Source organism: Bradyrhizobium huanghuaihaiense (genome assembly GCF_025200885.1).
Taxonomy (GTDB): domain Bacteria; phylum Pseudomonadota; class Alphaproteobacteria; order Rhizobiales; family Xanthobacteraceae; genus Bradyrhizobium; species Bradyrhizobium huanghuaihaiense.
On sequence record NZ_CP104172.1, the window covers coordinates 5,848,723 to 5,868,573 of the forward strand.

Sequence of the window (19,851 nt, forward strand, 5' to 3'; positions counted from 1 at the left end):
AGCCCAGGCGAATGCCTCCTCTATATCGTTTGCATGACAGTGATCTAACCGGCCGGTCGGATGGCACGATCGGACCTCGGACCCGAATGCCAGCCCGGGATCCCGCCTTAGAGCGATGCCTTGCGCCCCAGTCGCTGCAACAGCGCGGCTCGCTCAGCCTCCGTCAGGTCCTTCAACTGCTCCGCCGTGAACTCGCCGTTGCCGAGCACGCGGAACATGCCGTTCGGATCGTAGCTCTGCTTGTCGGGAGTCCGGCGCTTCTCATCCTCGCTCGGGTCGGGCCGGCGCCGCTCGCCGTCGCCACCACCATACCCGAGAACTTCCACGATGATCACCGACGGCCGGTCCGACGACCCCTGCCTGGTCACGTCTTTCACGGCGTCCGTTGCCGCCTTGTCCTTGGTCTCGAGCGAGAGCGGCGCAGTCTTGACCTCCGCTTTCGGCACACCCTTGCTCTGGCCCGAGACCTGGATGTTGTCCACGTTCACGATGTTGAAACAGGCGCAGGTGAAATTGCCGCTGACGCGGATGCCGGCGTCTCCGGCATTCACCGTGCCCTTGGGGGCAATCAGGTTGACGTCGCCTTCCGTCACCCCCGTGAAGCCGATGATGGTTCCGATGCCGCTGCCGGAAATATCGGCCTTCTCGAGCACACGCGTCACGGCATCGATATCGGTCTGGATTTCCGGCGCCGACGGCACGCGCGCGGTCTTGGCGCCGCGGCCGGCGTCGATGTCGCCCTGCGTCGACCAGATGATCTCATTGCCGCCGGCGAAGGTCAGGATGCGCGAGCGGTTCACGGTGACGCTGTCACGAGCGAACAGGTTGATGTCGCCGGGGCCCAGCGTCACGAGACCGTATTCCACCGGCGCCGGCTTGCCGAGCGCCGCAACTTGCAGGCCGCCGCCAGGCGTCAGCACTTCGATGCTGCCGCCCGACATGGTGCGGAACTTGGCGTTTCCGGTCCTGACGTCACCTGCCCAGTCGGTGCCCGGGAACAGCGTCTCGATCGCGGCATAGCCGCGGTTGTATCCGCCGTTGCGCGGCTTGCCGTTGCCGTCGGATGTGTTCTGGTCGTCGCCTGCGGCGCGCAGCTCCTGCATATAGACTTCCCGCACGAAGCGTTCGCGCACCAGCATTGGCAGAGCCTGGAATTTGCTCCAGGCATCGAGCGGCGATAGTTTCTCGCCGGTCACGTCCTCCATGAAGGAGACGATGCCCGTACGAATCTTGTGCGGCCCGGAGGAACGTTGCTCGAATGCGTCGGTCAGGTAGAGCGGCACCACCGTGCCGTCCGCCAAGGTGGTCTTGAGATAGTCGGGCATCTTTCCGACATTGGCCGGATCGAGATAGGCCTTCAGAAACGCGTCATAGGACGGCTGCTTGCCCTTGAGACCCGCCATCACCGTGATCGCCGCGCTCTGGCTGGGCAGGCCGATGATCTCCGTGAAATCCTTGGGCCGGTTGTTCGAGTCATATTCCCGGTTTCCGGTGCCGAAGATCGACAGTTCCGGCGCGTAGACGTCGCGGCCTGCGCTCACCTGCACTGCGCCCGGCCCCTGCACATAGATCGAGCCCCGGACCGGGCCGCCCATAATGTCATTGCCGGCCTCGAGCAACGACACGTCGGTCGGATGAATGTTGCGCAGTGAGTAGTTGATGTTGCGGATATCTGTGCCGGCGCGGAACCAGGTCTGCTCGTTGGCCATGACGCCGGCCGTGAAGATCGTACCGCTCTGAGTTGTGAGCGCGCCGACAATCGATCCGTTCAGGGCGTAGACACGGCTCGGCTCGTAGTCTGCCTCGTTCGGCAGATGCGCGGGATTGCGAAGGTTGTAGAGATGCAGCGCGTGGCCGGCGATGTTGCTGGCCGGCGTGGTGAACGTGTTGATCAGAACGTAGTGGAGCCCGCTCAAGGTATCCGGCGAGGAACCGCCGAGGTTGACCGGAGAGGAAACTGTACCTCCGACAGGCTCGAACGGCGACGGAATCATCTCAAGTGCGGCGCGGGACATCACGATCTCGCCGGCGAACACGTCATTTGCAGCGAGAATCCGCAGCTCCGGATTGCTGCTCGGCATCGTGTACAGAGTGCTGTTCAGCACGGAGCCGTTCAGTGCGGTCACGCGCGTTTTCGACGGATAGATGTTGCCGGCGAGCGAGTTCACGTTCGCAAAATATTGCAGAGCCGACGTTGTGATGTCCTTGGAGAGATATGTCGCTTGCCCGACCAGGATCACGTCGCCGCCCGTCGAGGTCAGGTTGAGCGCAGTGCGCTCGCTCTGACTGCTCATGAAGGTCAGCTCATGCGACATCCCCTTGCCGACCAGCAGCGGATCGAGAACCGTCTGCAGCCGCAGGTCGCCGGCGGTTCGCACGTCCAGGGTTGCATCGCCGACCGACAGGATCGGGGCGATCGGATAGGTGACGATCTGCGTCCCCACCAGCGCCTTGACCTCGCGCCCGACCGCGAATTCACCGGCGGTGATCGTGCCGGCGCCGCGCCCGATGTAATAGTAGCCGGCGCGGACGGCACCGCCCGCCTCGACGGTCATCGCACCGCCGTTGCGCAGTTCCAGGAGCTTCCTCTCCGTCGTGGAACGCCCGCCGCGCACGCGACCATTGGTCGGCAGCGCGACCGTCAGGTTGTTGAGATCGCCGCCGGCATGGACCTCGACATTGCCGCCGCCGAGCGCGCCGACGCCGCGCAGGAAGTTGGCGTAGTCCACCCACCAGGAGCTTTGCTGAGCTGCCATCTGGCCGTATGCGGCATGACTCCAGGGACCGAAAACGTAGGAGTTATCCGTCGCGCCCTGCCGATTCAGCCACTCCGTGTAGTGTTGCATCTGTGAGCGATCCGCCGGCAGAGCGACGTCGATGTTGCCGCCGACGGCAATGTCGAGATGGCCGCCGCCGACGCCGTAGGTCGCGCTGGCCGGCGCGGTGGTGAAATCGTTGAAAACGGCGAGATCGCGCCGGCCGGCGGTATAGATCGAGGCGCCGCCCTTGAGCTGCAGGTCGCCACGTGCAGCGATGCTGACGTCGCCGGTGCCGGTGCGCACCATCGTCACGGGATTGACGGTGGACGTCGTCGCCCCGGGCTTGATGGTCGCATAGAGTGAAGCGATCGTCGCAAGATTGGGGACGATCTTCGTCAGATAGAAATCCTTGAAGGTCGAGTACCGCGTGATGACGCTGAGACGGTTGCCGCCGCTGGCGGCCGTGTTGGTCCACCTGAAGTCGGCCTGCGGTTGCGCAGGGTTGGGATTCAGGCCCTTCGCGGCGGCATAGTTATTCCAGAGGTCGAGCACGTAGCCGTAGGCCGGATCCGTCGGCAGGCCGAAAGATATTTGCGCGCTGGAATCGTTGTTGAGGCGGACGCCGGAAGTGGACTCCAGGCTCGCGGGCCAATCCGCAGGATTCATCGTCGTCGAACCGGGTGAACTGCCCGAGCCATAGGAGGCGACCGAGTCGACAAGAGCGGTCGCTGTAACGGAATTCGAGCCGCTGACATAGGTGTACGCCGACTGCTCGCTGAGCGTGATCTTGCCCGTGGCGCCGCTGGCGAGGCGCGTCGGGTCGGCGCTTTCGCCCATTGGCGTGGCGCCCGCAACGAGTCCCAGGCTCCAGGACGGCACCGCCACCCTCGAGCCGTCCGGCTCGGTGATGGATGGGAACAGGACCGAATTGGCCAGCGTATTCGGCGCGCTCGCCCCCGGCGAGTTGGCCTCTGCGCTGTAGGGAACGCCGATCAGGGTCGGCGGCGTCGTTGAGGTTTCGGTTTTCCTCGTGCCGAGCGTCGCGAAGGTGATGCCGGCATAGGCCGATGGGTTGGTCGTGCTGGTGCTGTCGTAGGGCGTGAGATTCGCGGTGGTGCTGGTGCGCCCGACGTTGAACACCATGCCCAGGTTCGTCGAGGTGGTGCCCTTGACGGCGACGTAGGTCGAATCGAGCGGGTTGGCGAACTGGAAGAAGCCGTCCGTGACACTGCCCTTCAGGTCGATGTTGCCGCCGGCGCGCATGGTCAGGACGCCCGGCTCTCCGAGAATGCTGCCGCCGGTGCGATAAACCATGGTCGTATGGTCACGCAGCAAGGCGCTTTCCTTGCCGGCGACGACATAGGTCTTGCCCAGCACCGGTTCGATGGCCATCACGCCGGCCGCAAGCGCCGAGGCCTGATTGACCACACCTGCGCCGAGATTCCAGTTGCTCTTGAGCACGATGTCGCCGGAAAAATTCAGCTCCATTCCTGCGCGTGCGTGGAAGTTCGACTGGCTCGTCAGTGCGCCGAGGTCCGCGTAGCCGGCACTGACGTCGAAGTCGCGCACGAATTCGACCAGCGTGCCGGCGCCATAATCCGCCAGCACGTTGAGTTTGCCGGCCGCGACCTTAGTCAGATCGAGTTCGGCCTGGCCGCTGCTATTGACGGTGACGCCGACGAAGCGCGGATCGGATGCAAGCGTCGCGAGGTCGAAGCGCTTGTAACCTTCAAGCACGATCTCGCGCGCGCCGTTGATCGCGCCGGCAAAGCTGACATTCACCTTGTCGGCCCCAGGCTGCTCGATGACAGGCGCACGCAGCGTCACCTTGCCGCCCTCGCCGCCCGCCACGTCGATCACGCCGCCCAATACCCGCAGCACGCCGTTCGAGATTCCGAGGGTGACCCGGCCGGAGCCGAGGCCGTCCACCGTGTCGGTGGCGCCTGCCCGCAGCAGCGCCGCATTCGTCATGGTCAGGCCCTGGCCGCCATAGATCGAGATCGAGCCGCCATAGGTCGCACGTGCGTCGATGGTGCCTGCGACGGTCACGGCGCCCTGATCTGCGGCGAGCGAGAACTCCTCGACCGTAGTTGCGCCGTCGAGCGTGACGTCGCCGGAGCGAATCCGGAAGCTGCGCGATTTGGTGAAGCCGGCGCCATTCAGACGCTGGTTGAGCCCGCCGAAATCCGACAACGCAGTGATGTCGAGCGAAAAGGAGCCGCCCCGTTTGCCCGCCGCGGCCTTGGCGTTGATCGTGCCGTTCAGCGTGACCTGGCTGCCGTCCTGCTCGATTGCGAGCGTGCCCGCGCCGCCGCCGATGGGACGCCCGTCGGCGTCCCGCGCGGAGCCGAGGTCGAGGATCGCGCCCGCTCCGAACAGCACCGCGCCGCCGTGCGCGCCCAGCGAGATGGTCCCGGCATCGGCGTATTCGGACACGTCGAAGAACTTCTTCTCGAAACCCCCGACGTCGATGCGCGAGCCCGCAGTGAGATTGACGTTGCCATTGGTGGCATTCAGCTTGACCGATCCGCCCAGCGCGTCGATACGTCCGCCGAAATCGACGGCGCGCCCGGTGAGTGTCCAGCGCGAGCCGAGACTGTCCTGGTCGCGCGCCGGGCTTGCCGTCCCGTGGGCGGCAACCGTGAGCAGGCCGGTCGTGGTGATCGATTGCTGGCTGCCGCCCCGGCCGGTCAGGACCGGCGCGGACAAGGTCAGCGCCGCACCCGCGACATCGAGCGAGCCCTTGCCTTCGCCGGCAATGCGCGTCGTTCCCGTCAGCACGATGGTGTCGAAGCCGCGCAGCGCCTTGGCGCCCTCGCCCAGGGCCAGCTCTGTTGCGGTGAGCTTCAGGCTACCATGACCGGCGCCGACCGGCTCGCTGAACGTGCTCGCGGTATTTTCCAGCACGACCCGATTGCCGTTCACCGCGATCTCACTGTTGCTGCGGCCGACCAGCCCTGCGGCGTCAAGCGTCACGGCCTGCAGCCCCGACAGGTCCACGGCGCTGTGGAAGTCGATGGTTGAATAGCTGCGCAATGTCAGGTGCTGGGTGTTGTTGAGCGCGGCCAGCGCCGCGGCATCGAGCACCAGCCCGCTGCCACCGCCGAAGCCGATCCGGCCCGACGACAGGGACAACGCTGCGCCCGCCAGTCTGGCCTGGGTGACGAGGGCGTTCCCCGTCGCGTCGATCAGAAGAGACTTGCCGCCGTCGAGGACCGCGCCGGCGCCGATCTTCACCTGGCCGCCGACGGTCGTATCGACGTTCTTGCGGCGGACCCGCACCGCGTCGCCGTTGGACAGGCGGATCAGGGCGCCCCAGTCGCGATCGGACGCCTGCGGGGCCATCACGAGATCGCCGGCGCCGGTCGGCGCCTCACCGCGCGCGACGATGACGCTGCCTGCCGAGACGTCGATCGTGTCGCTCGCGGCCAGGATGATCTCCGGTCCCGTCAACGCCGAATTGGCGCTGTTGCGCACGACGATGTCGTGGGCCTGCACATCCACGCGCAGACCGCCGACGTCGCCGCTGCGGAAGCCCCCGATCAGCAGGCTGCCGGCGCCGAAGCCGGACAGGGCAGCGGCGTCGATGACCAGATAGCCATCGGCCCGCAACGTGCCGGCGCTCTGGTCGGCCCCCAGGATTGCGATCTTGTTGGCGGCGATATCGACCAGTCCGCCTCGGCCGCCTGCTGCGGCCTGAGAATGCAACTCGCCCTTCAGGATTAGGTCTTGCGTCGCCTTGAACACCACCGAACCGCCGTCGACCGGCAGACGCGGTGTGACAATCTGCTGACCGGTGAGCCGATACTGCGTCAGCTTGAATGCATCGGAAGCGAAGAAGGTGTTGGCGAACGCTTCGTTGTACTCGCTGTACTGCCGCAGCACCGAGCCCGACATCACGCGCCACGAGGACGACTGCTGGTCCCGGCTGCCATCGAGCGCATTCGCGCGATAGCCGGACACGATCGCCGTACCGTCGGCCATTACGGTGGACGTCGTCGCCTGGCCTGTCGAACCGGTGACCGCCTGGATCGCATATGCGCCAGGGAGCATCGCGTAGGATGCGGGCAGCAAAGTGTACCAGCCCGCCGGCAATCCGCTGCCGACGTCGAGCCAGATGCGGTCACCGCTGCGGATCGATGCCGAGCTGGGTGCAGTCGCCCCGCCGAAAGCCGGCATGACCGCGAACAGGCCCGGGAGCGCAAGCATGTCATGCGAGCCGCCCGGTCCGGGCACGTGCTCCCATGCCATCAGGTCGCCGCCGCCTTTGATGTTCACCACCGAGCCGGGTGCGAGCTCGACGGTCGGCGCCTCGAGGGTCACGCGCTTTTCCGGCAGGCTGGCGATGGTGGTCGGCTGCGGGCCGGTCGTCACCGTCCAGTTTTCGTTGTTGCTGAGAGCACCGTAAGGCAGCACGAGGCCATCGCCGGTCACCGACGTGACGCTGCCGGCGCCGAGCGTGAGGCGCTGGCTGGCCTTGAGCGTGATCTGGCCGAACGGCGCGCGCAGGGTGCCGTTCTGCTCGATCGTCGACGCTTCGAGCGTCAGTGTCCCGCCGGCCGACAGTGCCAGACCGGGAGTTCCGTTCTGCTGCACGATGAGTTTTTCGCTGGCCCTGATCGTCGCGTTGATCTGCGAGGTGGGATAGATCTGACCGGCCTTCACGATCAGCGTGCCGTCGACGTCCAGGAACGCGGGCTGGCTGACATTGCTGTGCGTCAGCCGGATGTCGTTCGCGTCGAGGACGGTTCGTTCGAAGCCACGGATGTTTGCCTGCACGATGTCGATCACGGAACCGGCCAACGTCAGCGTGCCTGCGCGCACCGGATTGCTCGGTGCCAGGCTGAACAGCGAGATGTAAGGCGCCCAGAAGCGCGAGCTGGCGCCATTGCCGTTGATCAGGGATCCCGTAATCGAGATCGAGCCGTCGAAAGCGAGGTCGACACCGTCCAACCGTGTCGTCGACGAGAGAACGAGATCGGCGAAGCCGGCGCCCTGAAGGCTCGAACTGCGTACGACCAGTCCTGACTGCGCAGCCGCGGTATCGGACAGGATCACGGTCGATGTCGCAGTCGCCAATGTCACCTTGCCGCCGCGCGCGCCACTGCCTCCACTCTGGCCGCGCCACGTCCCCTGGGCCAGGCCCTGCTGGGCCTTGACGCTGATCGAGCCGCCATTGCTGGCGAGAGTGACCGGCGCGAACTGGCGGTCTCCCGACTTGATGTCGAATTCGCCACTGGCACCCGCGACGTCGACCAGTGAGCCGGATTCGAATGCGACCACGGCGGACTCGATCGCGACGGAGCCGCCATTGCGTACGACGCCGATCTGGTGCCCCGCGCCATCGGTTTCGCCGACTGCCGTACCGCGTGCGATGATCGCGCCGTTATTTGCCACGACGACCGATCCCGCGCTTGTCGAAAGATTGATCGTGCCGGCCAGCGCCTCCACCGTGCCCGCAATTCGCAATGTGCCGGTCGAAGGACCGAGCAGGGACAGCGCGATCGTGCCGCCGGTGTCCGCCCTCACCGTCGCGCCCGCACCGACCGTCAGGGATCTGCCGGTGAGCGAGAGCGACGTCGGCTTGAGCGCCAGACGCTGCGACGGCGACAACACGGCGAGCGTGCCCATCGCGCTGATCGGCGTGCCCGTGGCGAAGCCCGAGACGTCCACGCCCTTGAGATCGACGTTGTAGGGGAGCTGCGTGACATTCACGCCTTCGGGAATCGTGATATCGCCGTCCGTGGAGATCAGAAGCGAGCGGAAGCCGCGTTCCGAGAACAGCGTTTCCGACAGGCGAACGGTGTTGGGCGAGGTCGGCGCAGCGCCGCCGATCTGCAGCGACGCCGTCGTGAGGTTCATGGACAGGCTGCCGCCGGAGCCGGCCGCATAAGCGCGCATGTCGGCGTTCGCCAACTCCGTCACATCGGTGGTGTTGAGCGTGATCTTGCCGGCGTCGCCGAATTTCACCTGCGGCTTGCCGTTGCGCAGGCGGTACCAGCCGCCGCCGGATACGTCGAGCACCACGCCCGGCTGATAATGGGCCTGGTCGAGCGCGATGCTGCCGCCATTGACGACCGGCGGCAGCGCCGAGCCGGCGCCGCCCTTCACCTGGTTCACCCATTGGCCGCTGACGTCGATGGCCGCGCCGGCTCCGAATGACACGTTTTCAGCGCCGAGCAGGTTGACGCTGCCGCCGGGAGCGTGAATCACGCCGTCGATCTTGAAATCCTGGCTGTAAGCAACGGTGGAATTGGCCTTGATCGAAAACCTGCTGCCCGGCGTCAATTCGAGCGTCGTGCCTTTCTCGATAGTGACGTTGTTGGAGACGTAGAGCTCGATCTTCCCCAGCCCGGCATCTGCAAGCACGTCGGAGTCGAGATAGGTCGTACGCAACCGGAACGAATCCTGGTTGCCGGGCGCGCCCGAATACCAGGTGGACGGAAGCGACGACGTCGCCGTGAAATTCGTCGGCAGCTGCGTCGGATCCTTGGAGATCACGAGCTTGCCGAGCAGCCAGAGCCGATCTTCATCGCCGTCGCCGCCGAACGTCAGCGAGCCGGCCTTGGCGGTCTTGCCGCTTGCGGCCTGACGCTCGCCGACGATCACGCCGCCCCAGTAGCCGCCTTCCAGCGCAACACCTTCAGTGGCGTAGAACTGGATAGCGCCGGCGTCACGTCCCTCGGTGAAGCCACGTTCGAAGTGGCTCGCCGACCACGGTGTGCTCCAGGACTCCGATTTTCCCCAGTTGCCGTGTGTGCGCGTGAACCCGCCGGCGAACCCGACATAGATCCTGTCCGGCGTTGCCGAGGCGATATCGTAAATTCTGCCATCGGCGCCGAGCAGCTTGGTCGAGCTGACCATTCCGTCCTGATAACGGAACGACCCGCCGGAGACATCGAGCAACGAGCCCTGACGGGTGATGATCGAACCGGCCGATTTGAGCGTGATGTTGCCGCCAATGGTCGACAGTTCGGCGAGATTTGTCTTGCTGTTGCCGATCCAGGCCGAGACGTCGCCCAGCGGCGTCCCGATCCACTCGCCCGCGGCGCCTCCCCAGCTCACGCCGGCCATCGGGCCATCGGTGAAGACGCCGCTGGCGCTGCGATCGATCGTGATCTTCTGCCCCCGCAGCCAGGAATTCCGCAGCAGTGGCGAATCGCGCAGCTCGTTGATGCGCAACTCGGCCTGCACGAATCTCCGCGACATGGGGATCAGGACATCCTGCACACCGGCGGCGCTGACATAGGCGTCCTCACCGATATAGATCCGGCTGCCGTCACGGATCGGCTGCTCGTTGTTGATGGGCTCCTCGGTAGGCCCGGGCGAGGTGCTGGCCACGATGCTGATCGTACCGGCGGGGACGAGGATGTTCGCCTGCGCCCCGATATCGATCAGGTTGCCGCGCAATTCGACGCGCCCCGGCTTGTAGCGCGTGGCCTTCGCCGTCTCCTCGATCTCGCTCGTGTCGGTGGCATCGGGCAGAACGGCGGTGACGCTCCCCGGTAACAGATGCACGTCGCCCGTCTTCCAATACACGAGCTGGGCATCCAGGCTGCCGCTCGACGCCATCATGCCGTTGCTGTAGGCATCCAGCCGGATCGATCCCTCGCGGTTGTTGAGCGCGGTTGCCGCCAGCATCACGCCGCCCTGGAAGATCTCGCGCCCCATCGCGGTGATGTTGCCGCGATCGGACTGCACCACGCCGGTGTTCACGACCTTGTAGCCGACCGACGCCGCGCGCGCGTACATCTCGGGAAGCAGGATGTCGCGAACGCTCTCGCCCCACGGCTTCTCCGTGAAGAGATCCCAGCCGGCGATCGCCCCCATCAGATGATTGTAGTTGAACAACCATGGCATCGGGGCCGTCACCGCGACGTCCACACCACGCGTGTCGCCCGGATTGGTCCTCAGATAGACCTGTTCGCCGGCGGCCATGATGATCTGGCCGTCGGGGACGCTGATCTGGCCGGCGTTCGCAACGATCGGCGCGAACAGCATCGCCTTGCCGCCGGTCTTCGCGCCGATCTGAGCTCCGGCCTGAATGGTGACGTCGCCCGGCACGCCATCCCGCGTGAACCGCGCGGGCTGGCTTGGATCGGTGGCCGGCTTTTGCGAATTCGCCAGTCGTGGGTTGTATTCGCCGAACGTCGGCAAGTGGATGTCGTTGGTGAGCACAATCGAAGTATTGATCCCGGCCAGGAACTGCGCGTTCGACAAAGCAAGGGACGAGGCCACGAGGGTGCCGACATCGACCTGGCTGGAGCCGCCGAAGATGATGCCATTCCTGTTGATGATGTAGACCTGTCCCTCGCTCCTGATAGTGCCGAGGATCTGGCTGGGGACGAGGCTCGGATCGAGCACGCGGTTGAGCGCGATCCAGTTGGCGGCGCCGCCACCTCCGGCGGACTGGTTGAAATACAGGTCAGTCTCGCGTCCGACGTTGAACTTGTTCCAGGTCAGGATCGCCTTCTGCTGGTTCTGCACGACCTCGACCTGGACCCGGCCATTCGAGCCGGTCGATTGGGTCGGCTGGGCGGCGCCGGTCCAGGCCGGCTGCCCGTCGATCACCGCGGTGGGATTGCTGGTCGGATTGAGGCCGCCGGGGGCAAGTCCGTTCGGCACATTCGGAAGCAGACGGCCGGGATGATTCTTGTCCAGGCCGAGATTGTTCGGGCCGATCAGCGCGCCGGCTCTCGCTGCCGCCTGCACGTCGCGCATCGCTCGAAGCGAAGCATTGATGCGGCTCATCGCCTGTGCCGATGCGATCGCCCCTGCCTGCCCCGCCGCGTTGGTCGTCACGGCGACGTTTGCCACCGGGCTCGCGCTGCCGCTGCCCAGGTTGCGCGCATCGGCCGCCGCCGCCCCCACCAGCAACGCGGCCACACTGGCGCCGCCGAGGAACATCGCGTGTCTGACGGACCGGAACGGGCGAAAACGGACGGTGCGGTGGGACAAGACGGCATTCCTTCTGGCAGCACGGCTAAACCCAGTGAAGGGTCGTGCCTCGTCATCCCCTGCGATGACGATCTAGCTCTAAGACGGAAGCCTGTAGGCGAACGCGCACGGTTTCTGTGTGAAAGTTTCTTGTCAGCGGGCGTCAGCCCAACAGAACCAGGCCGCCCGGGAGCTTGCGGGCCTTGACATCGAAGGCCTGCTCGAGACGCACGAGGATTTCATCCATCTGGTCGATGCGGAAGCGGCCACTGACCGGCCTTTGCGCGAGGCTCGGATTGACAAGGAGAATCCGGCCGGCGCGATAACGATTGACCTCTTCCACCACATCCGCGAGCGGGGTCGCCCGGAATAGCACAATTCCCCGCTGCCAGGCGGATTCTGCCTCTGCGTCGATCGCGGCAACCCGGCCGAGCCCGCCGGCATCGTAACGCACGCTCTGCGCCGGGCCGATGACGGCAGAATTGTCGTTGCGCTCGATGCGCACCTCGCCATCGAAGCAGGCGACGCTCACTACCGGACCCGCCGGACCGTTCATGCAACGCACATCGAAACGTGCATGGCGGCCGATCGAGCGCCCGTCTGCGGCCAACACGACGAGCGGACGAACGCTCTCGACCGTTTCGAACAGCGCCTGCCCCGCAAGGAGCTCCAGACGATCGCCCTCCCCGTCAGCGGGGTGGACCGCAATGCTGGTTTGCGTATTCAACCGCACCGCGACGTTCTCCGCCGGCCTGATCTGCCGCTGTTCGCCGATGGCCGTCCTGTAGTCGGCATTCAGTTCGCGGAGGGACGGCCACAGGCCCAGCGGCGGATTGACGACGGCGACGCAGGCAGCCGCGGCGGCAGCCAACCCGCCACCGAGAACGAGGCGGCGGTCGAGTACCGGGCGCGACGTCCGCCGGACCGGCAACGCCTCGAACTGGCTGCGCGGGATGCTCGCGCCGGCGCGGCGGATATCGCGCCATACTCCGCTCGCCGCGGCGAAGGCCGCCGCATGCTCCGGGCCCGCCGCACACCACCGCCGCAACGTCTCGGCATCGGCAGACGTCGCATGTCCGGAATCGATGCGCTGGACCCACGCGATCGCCTCACGCTGCAGCAGGTCGAGCTTATGCACCTGTCCTTGAGTCATGGAGTCATTCAGCCTGGTCGTGGTCGTGATCACCGCGCGGCGGCGGGTCTCGATTCAATGACGAATTTCCCTGGTCCGGCGCGCATTCCGTCTCTTTCATTTGCCTTTGCCGCGCCAGACAATATTCATGGGCGAGCTGCAGCTCCTTCGAGACGAGGCGCAAGGATACGCCAAGCCGGTCCGCAATCTCCTGCCGCGCCATGTTGTCGACCCTTGCCGCGAGCAGGATGGTGCGGCGGCGAGGCGGCAGCTCGGCCAGGATGATGGCCATCGCGTCCAAATCCGACCGCGCCTCCGCGACTTCGGCGGGACCAGGTGTCTCATCGGCAACCTCGAGCAGATGCTCGATATCGACCTTCGTCAAATGGCGCTTTTCCGCGCGACGATGATCATGTGCCACGTTGAAGAGCATGCGCAGCAAGTAGCTGACCGGATTGTGCAAGGTTCCGATCGTCGTGTCGGTGCGGGCCAGGCGCAGCCAGGTGTCGTGCAGGACATCGCCGGCCATTTCGGACGAGCCAAGGCGCCGCGTCAAACCCCGCTTGAGATCGTCATATCGGTCGAGCAGCAGGCGGCGCAGCATCGCCACGGAGGCTTCGGTCACCGCACGCCTCCGGCCGCGTGCGGTAGGGCGGTCGCGCCGCAACTCATTGTGACGCCCGAAGCCTGCGGCAGGACCACGATCAAGACCGGCTGCGCGAAGCCTGGGGGCACCGGGGCACCCACGCTGAAATGCCGAAGCGCGTTGTCGATGCCGCGGTCCAGCTCGACCGTGCCTGCCGATCCAAGTCGTTCGAACCTGGAGACGGTCCCCGACGGCGCGATCCAGACCAGGGCCGCGATGCGATAGCTTCCCGGCCGCGCCCCGCTGGTCCGGCACAGTGCATCACGCAACCTCGCCTGAACGACACCATAATATTGGTGCGCGAGAGCGGCAGCACTGCCTTCCGGCGGTCCGGCGGCTTCGGGCGCCGGGACCAGAACGAACGAATTGTCCTTCAGGAAGCGGGCGGCAAGACCGGTGCCCGCAAGCAGCAGCTGTAGCGCCGTCTCCGGCTCAAAGCTGCCTTTGACGGCTTCTGAGATGCGGCCTTGCGCAAGCGCCGGATTGTAGAGGACCTCGCGACCAGTCGCATCGCCGTATCGATCGAGTGCGGAGGCAAGCGGCTGGGCCGGAATGTCGAACGACAACGGCGCGGTCATTTCCGAGTTCGCGCGCGGCGACCCGATTATTGCGCCGTTTGGCTCCGCTTCGGCTGCAAGGGCGGCAAACATCAAACACACAGCCAGATACGGCACGCGACGTGACACCGATCAATTGCTCCGGCAAGCCATCAGCATCGCGAGAGGCGAATGACGACCGTCCCGAACTTGCCTGGATGCCACAGGAAGTCTCCAGCCTACGAACGTTCCTTGACACGAATATGTCACTGATCGCTTTGCAAGTCGGAAGCGCACAAGCGGCGCGGCCCTCTCGAGCACTGGTCATCCTGCATGACTCACCCGCGACGGCGCACGAACTGCAAGATCTGGGACTTCCAAACCACCAGCCGACTCACGGTTGGAACAATCCTGGAACGACGAAGTCACGGCCCGTAGATCACCAGCTCCGAGTCAGACAGATCGGCAAGCCGGGGGCAATGCGGACCCTTGAAGTACTTCCGGCCGATCGGCTCCCTGTAGATGCCGACGAGGCCGGTCACAGGGCGATTGGCATCGAGAGCAATCGACATCCAGCCGCGTCGAACCAGGAAACGACCCATAGCGCCGGCGCAAACGACGTAATCGGCCAGATCCGCAATAGATCAAACCTTGACCGGGCGAGATAAGGCCGGAAAAGAGAAGAACGAGCCGCTACAATAGCGGCGGAACCCCTGCGCTTCGATGGCTTACCAAGTCCATTGCGCTGGACTGATGTTGACGTAGGTGACGTCCTTGTGGCGTTGCGCGACCTTGGTCAGCATGGGTGCGTAGCTGCGAAAGGCGGGCTCCACATACCAGCTGGAGAGATTGCAGCGGATGGAGACTCTACCGCCATCGTTCCTTGCGGTGTGGATCAACAGCAGAGCACCGACGGGTGCCTGGTCGTGCTCGAGCATATAGCCAAAGCGCGGAGAGCTGTCGGGCGTATCGGAAAACCTCTTGTCAGAAGATCGGCGACGGCATCGAGATCGGCTGTTCCTATCTCACGGCATCGAACCATCGTCTGAACTCTCACTCCTTCTATCCGAGCCGCCTCGTTGTCCCCGGGTTTGGCGAGTGCGCCAGGCGAGCGGATCGAGCGGCAACTCGTCCGTGGCGGCGTGCCGGAATTCCGGCTGCAGCGAGAGCTGCATCTCGCACCGAGCGTGAGCGTCGCTGCGAGACGATGTAGCGCAACCAGTTGCGGTATATGCGCTGGGCCGGAAGACGCCAGACGTTGCTCAGGTCCTTCGTCAGCTGATCGACCGGAAAATCGGCAAAAAGCTCCGGGTTTCTGTCGGAAAGGGCCTTCTGTCGGAAAGCGATCAGCATCTCTTCCGCGCCTTCATTCAAATAGCCTCTCGGTATCGTCGGACAGACTTCGTTTTCCCCCCGGAGGAAACGCCCCATGTCTCTTCGATATTCACCCAGCAGGCTCTGGGTCTCATATTCCGGGTGGCCCTGGAAATGGACAAAAAGGCTGGTCTTCTGCTGCTTGACGAAGCAGTCGGCTCCAGCGTCCGCCGACCAGCTGAGAACCGAGTATCCGCAGTCCGTGAGATCCTCCTCCTGCACCTCGTTCCACCGGGCGTGCGGTATTCGGAAGGTTCTCGGTACATCCTGCATCAAGGGATGATGTCTCGTCTTTGTTTGAGCGAAGACACCGAAGCATTTGGCAGGCAGCTTGTGGCGCGCAACGCCGTCCAGGTGCAGGACGGCTCCATGAACAGCCAGGCAGGAAAGCACCGACGACACGGTATTCTCCCTCGCCCAATCGGCGATCTCGGCGAAGGTGGTCCAATATGGCTCGTCTGTCAGGCTCGCGGCCCTGGGTTCGGCGCCTGTCACGATCACTCCATCCAGGCTCCTGTTCAGCAGATCGCCGATGCCACGGTAGTATCGACGCACGTAGTCACGTCCCCATTCGGAACGGGGGGTCGACTCCATCGTATAGAAGTGCAGCCTGACGCAAACTCGTCCCGCGGCCGCATTCAGCAGGTCGAACAGCTGGCGTTCGGTCGACATCAGGGCAGCATCCGACATGTTGTTGATGAGCCCGATATCGAGACAATCTCCCCGGCTTCCCGGGGGCTCCTTCGCATAGGCGCCGCTCGGTGCCCTGGAGAAGAGGTGGTGCTCGTGCGAATCTATATCGATTAGGACAGTCATCCGAATGCCTTCACGGTTGCCGAAACATTCGCGGCGCAGAGCGCCTGATCGAGATCCGCGAGGATGTCGTCGATGTGCTCAATTCCGACGCTCAGCCTGATCATCTCGGGTCGCACGCCGGCCTTCTCCTGCTCTTCGACTGACATTTGCCGGTGCGTTGTCGACGCGGGGTGGCAGGCCAGCGTCTTCGCATCGCCTATGTTGACCAGCCGCTTACAGAGCTTCAGCCTGTCGTAGAATCGCTTGCCCGCCTCGAAGCCTCCGGCGACACCAAACGTCAGCAGCGAACACGCACGACCATCGAGATACTTCTGCGTCAGCGCAAAATAGGGACTGTCGTGGAGGCCCGCGTAATTCACCCACCCGACACGACCGTCGTTGCGTAGGAATCGCGCGACCTTTGCGCCATTCTCGACGTGCCGCTCGATCCGAAGCGCGACGGTTTCGATGCCCTGGAGCAGCAGGAAAGCGTTCATCGGCGCGAGCACGGCACCTGTGGTTCTCTGGGAAACGGCGCGGCAACGCGCGATGTAGGCAGCGGCTCCGTAGCGCTCGGTAAAGACCAGGCCGTGGTACGATTTCTCCGGCTCGTTCATCATCGGGAAGCGCCGACGGTGCTCCGTCCAGGGGAACCTGCCGCTGTCGATGATAATTCCGCCGAGCGTCGTGCCATGCCCGCCCATGAATTTCGTAAGCGACTCCACAACGATGTCAGCGCCGTACTCGATCGGCCTGAGAAGGATCGGTGTCGGCACGGTGTTGTCGACGATCAGGGGAACGCCGTGCCGGTGCGCGACCTCCGCCATCACCTGGATGTCGCAGACGTTTCCGGCCGGATTTCCGACGCTCTCACAGAACACTGCCCGTGTATCGTCGTCGATCAGCCGTTCGACGCTCTCCGGCCGGTCGTCTTCCGAAAAGCGGACGGCAATGCCCTGCCTCGGCAGGATGTGCGCGAACAGCGTATGTGTGGTGCCGTAGAGCTGCGGGACCGAGACGATATTGGAGCCCATCTCGGCGATGTTGACGACCGCATAGTTCACCGCGGCCTGCCCACAGGCAACGCTGAGTGCCTCGATGCCTCCTTCAAGAGCGGCAACGCGCTTTTCCAGTACAGCGTTGGTTGGATTGCCGATCCGGGTATAGCGGAAGCCGTCGACTTCGAGGTTGAAGAGCGCCGCTCCATGGTCGGCGCTGTCGAATGCATAGGCGGCCGTCTGGTAGATCGGCACGGCAACGGCCTTCGTTGCCGGATCGTCTTCGAAGCCGCCATGGACGGCGACAGTCTCTCTTCTCATGGTAGCTGGCCCTTCGGCTCTCCTGCCCCGGGCTAGCTCCCGACTTCCCTGGCGCATCGGACCTCCTCGCTTGCTGAAGGTGCTCGGCCGTCGGTCTGCGCGAAGCCCAGCAGTTCGCGCACTGCGGTCGGCCACAGGTCGACGTCTTTGCCGTGGGTATGGAACATGGCGACGGCCAGACGATCCATTCCGAACGCCACGCAGGCTGTGTGGGCCGGCTCGGAGGCTGCATCGACAATGCCCCAGGTCGTGCCGAAATGATCCCGATGGTAGTTGAAGCTCATGCAGGCAGTCGGTTGCTCCTCGGAGCGCAGCGGCACCAGCAGTTCGAACTTCAGCGACTGCTGCTTCTGGCTTACCGCCATCATCTGGCCGACCCGGCCGAAGAACGGGTCGTTGGCATGGTCGACCCTGAAGGTTAGCCCGAGATCCCGTGCAATCGTCTGCGCACGTATGATCCAACGCTCCCGGAACGCCGAGACGTGATCCGCACTGCCGATGCAGACGAATTCCCGCATTCGGAAGGACTGCAGCCGATCGAGGTGGCGTGAAGGTTCGCGGCGGAAACAGTCGGCGGCCACGTCGAAGCTCCAGCCGCCGGCCGGCACGGGCCCTCGGCTCGCCGCGATCGGATAGACCGGATAGCAGGCGGCCGGCGACAGCACGAGGTCGGCGGGCGATAGCGACGTGGTCCAGTCGCCGCCGGCATCGAAGCGGCTGACCGCCGCGTCAATCTCGCTTTCCATGCCGTGCAAGCCACAGACGCAGCCGAGGAGATTGGGAAAGCTCTTCAGGTAACCCGACCTCTCGAGCTGGGCGCGATTCATGACGGGCGGAAAACGCATCACCTCGGTGTTCGGGTCGCGATTCCGTGAGATCACCGCGGCGATCCGCTCCACGACGTCTTCGTAGAGCGCGGTGCGGCCATAGACGCCGGGAGATCCCATCTCGTGGAAAAGCGCATCGGCAAGATGGTCCAACGGATCGGCTTTAGGTTGAGTGGAGAGCGCCGGTGCTTCAACAATGGCGAAGTTCATCAGGCCTTTCCTTTCAGAAAAAAATCAATCGCACAGAGAGTCAGGAATCGTGCTCATGAGCGTCGCCGGCCCGATGCTGGCGAGGATGCGATCGTTGTTGATCATGATCGGAGCGGAAAGCACGTCCCGCAGGTGGCGTCCGATACTTACGTCGGTGTCGTTGCGGTAACCGGACAGGCCACAGGTGCGCATCGCGTGCATGACGGTCGTAACCGCAAGCTCGGAGGCCTCCACCTTGAGAAGATTGATCGAGGACTGGAAGTCCACGGACGACAGCGCGCGCACGTCTCGCCCGCGGGCTTCGTAGAACTGCAGACTAGCCGCAATGACGGCGCGCAATTTCGTCAGGGTCATCCTGGCGGCGGTGAAGTGCGCCGCGGCAGGAGGCGTATTGCCGCCCGACCCGCGAGCGGCCTTGCGGACGAAGAGCTGCGCCCGGTCCACCGCCGCCGCCGCGATTCCCGCCCAGACCGAAGACCAGCACAGATGAGCGACGGGCGTCATCGTCTGCGCATGGATCTTTTCGTATGCCACGGGGAATATCTGGTCCGCAGTTCCCCGGAAATCCAGCTTGAAGCCTGCGCTGCAGGTCCCGCGCATGCCGAGCGTCTCCCAACCCAGAGTGCGCTCCAGCGTATAATTGTCACGGGTGATGGCCAGCAGCACTTGATCGGATCCGGCAGCGGATTCGGAGCGGCGGGCGACAGTGATGATGCCGTCCGCCTCGGCGCCGTACGAAATCACCGTCGCATCGCGCACCAGCGAAATCTCGGTGCCTGCGCGCTCCACTGCGGCGGAGCTGAAGCGTATGTTTCCGCCGTTCTGACCTTCGGTGGTCGACGATGCCAGCAGCAGCTGCTCGGCAGCCACGCGTCGCATGAGACCTTCGTGCCACCCGCTATCCGCCCCGTGGCGAACCAAGCACGCGACCTTGGTCTGATGCATCGCAAAGATCATCCCGACCGAAGCGCAGGCGCGGCCGAGCGCGTAGCACATGTCGGCGACCTCGGAAATCGACGCCCCCTCCCCGCCGAACTCGATCGGAATCTGAGCTCCCAGAAGTCTTTCCTTCCGCGCCGCGTCGATCGCCTTCCGCGGAAAGCGCGCCTCGCGATCGACCCCTTCTGCCTCCGCCGCAGCGACCTCCGCGACATTTGCCGTTCGCCGTTGGAACGAGGATTCGGCGGGAGAGAAGGCAATTCGACCAATTTCGGTGGCGCTGTTGCGGAACTGAACTTCCTGCACAGTCATGGGCCAGAGCCTCCCGCTTCATGGTTGTCATGATTGGACGTTGCGAGCCGGGTCGAGACGGATTC

General features: G+C 64.7%; 8 protein-coding genes and 1 pseudogene. All 9 read right to left on the bottom strand.

Annotated features, from left to right (window positions below):
- Nucleotides 1–107: 107 nt before the first annotated feature.
- The gene (locus tag N2603_RS27995; protein WP_260384668.1) at nucleotides 108–11,717 is read right to left on the bottom strand and encodes a filamentous haemagglutinin family protein; all 11,610 of its coding nucleotides are present in this window, start codon (nucleotides 11,715–11,717) and stop codon (nucleotides 108–110) included.
- Nucleotides 11,718–11,859: 142 nt separating this feature from the next.
- Nucleotides 11,860–12,849, bottom strand: coding sequence for a FecR family protein (locus N2603_RS28000; RefSeq protein ID WP_260384669.1), 990 nt, complete (start codon nucleotides 12,847–12,849; stop codon nucleotides 11,860–11,862).
- Between the two features lie 4 nt (nucleotides 12,850–12,853).
- A complete protein-coding gene (locus N2603_RS28005) occupies nucleotides 12,854–13,453 on the bottom strand; it encodes an RNA polymerase sigma factor (protein ID WP_260384670.1) in 600 nt (199 codons plus the stop codon).
- Complete coding sequence (locus N2603_RS28010; protein ID WP_260384671.1) at nucleotides 13,450–14,052, bottom strand: STN domain-containing protein; 603 nt, start codon at nucleotides 14,050–14,052, stop codon at nucleotides 13,450–13,452. Before N2603_RS28010 ends, N2603_RS28005 begins: the two co-directional genes overlap by 4 nt.
- 383 nt (nucleotides 14,053–14,435) lie before the next feature.
- Nucleotides 14,436–15,052 (bottom strand): annotated as a pseudogene (locus N2603_RS28015) (acyl-CoA acyltransferase).
- 20 nt (nucleotides 15,053–15,072) lie between these two features.
- The gene (metA, locus tag N2603_RS28020; RefSeq protein ID WP_018642975.1) at nucleotides 15,073–16,200 is read right to left on the bottom strand and encodes a homoserine O-succinyltransferase MetA; all 1,128 of its coding nucleotides are present in this window, start codon (nucleotides 16,198–16,200) and stop codon (nucleotides 15,073–15,075) included.
- Nucleotides 16,197–17,498: an O-acetylhomoserine aminocarboxypropyltransferase/cysteine synthase family protein gene (locus tag N2603_RS28025; RefSeq protein WP_260424272.1), complete on the bottom strand. Its 1,302-nt coding sequence runs from the start codon at nucleotides 17,496–17,498 to the stop codon at nucleotides 16,197–16,199. The genes metA and N2603_RS28025 overlap by 4 nt, the downstream gene beginning before the upstream one ends.
- A gap of 32 nt (nucleotides 17,499–17,530) precedes the next feature.
- Nucleotides 17,531–18,535 (bottom strand): amino acid--[acyl-carrier-protein] ligase, encoded by a 1,005-nt coding sequence (locus N2603_RS28030; protein ID WP_018642977.1) that lies wholly within the window; start codon nucleotides 18,533–18,535, stop codon nucleotides 17,531–17,533.
- Nucleotides 18,536–18,559: 24 nt separating this feature from the next.
- Nucleotides 18,560–19,786 carry an acyl-CoA dehydrogenase family protein gene (locus tag N2603_RS28035; RefSeq protein WP_260384672.1) on the bottom strand — a complete coding sequence of 409 codons (1,227 nt, stop codon included), beginning with the start codon at nucleotides 19,784–19,786 and terminating at the stop codon, nucleotides 18,560–18,562.
- Nucleotides 19,787–19,851: the final 65 nt, after the last annotated feature.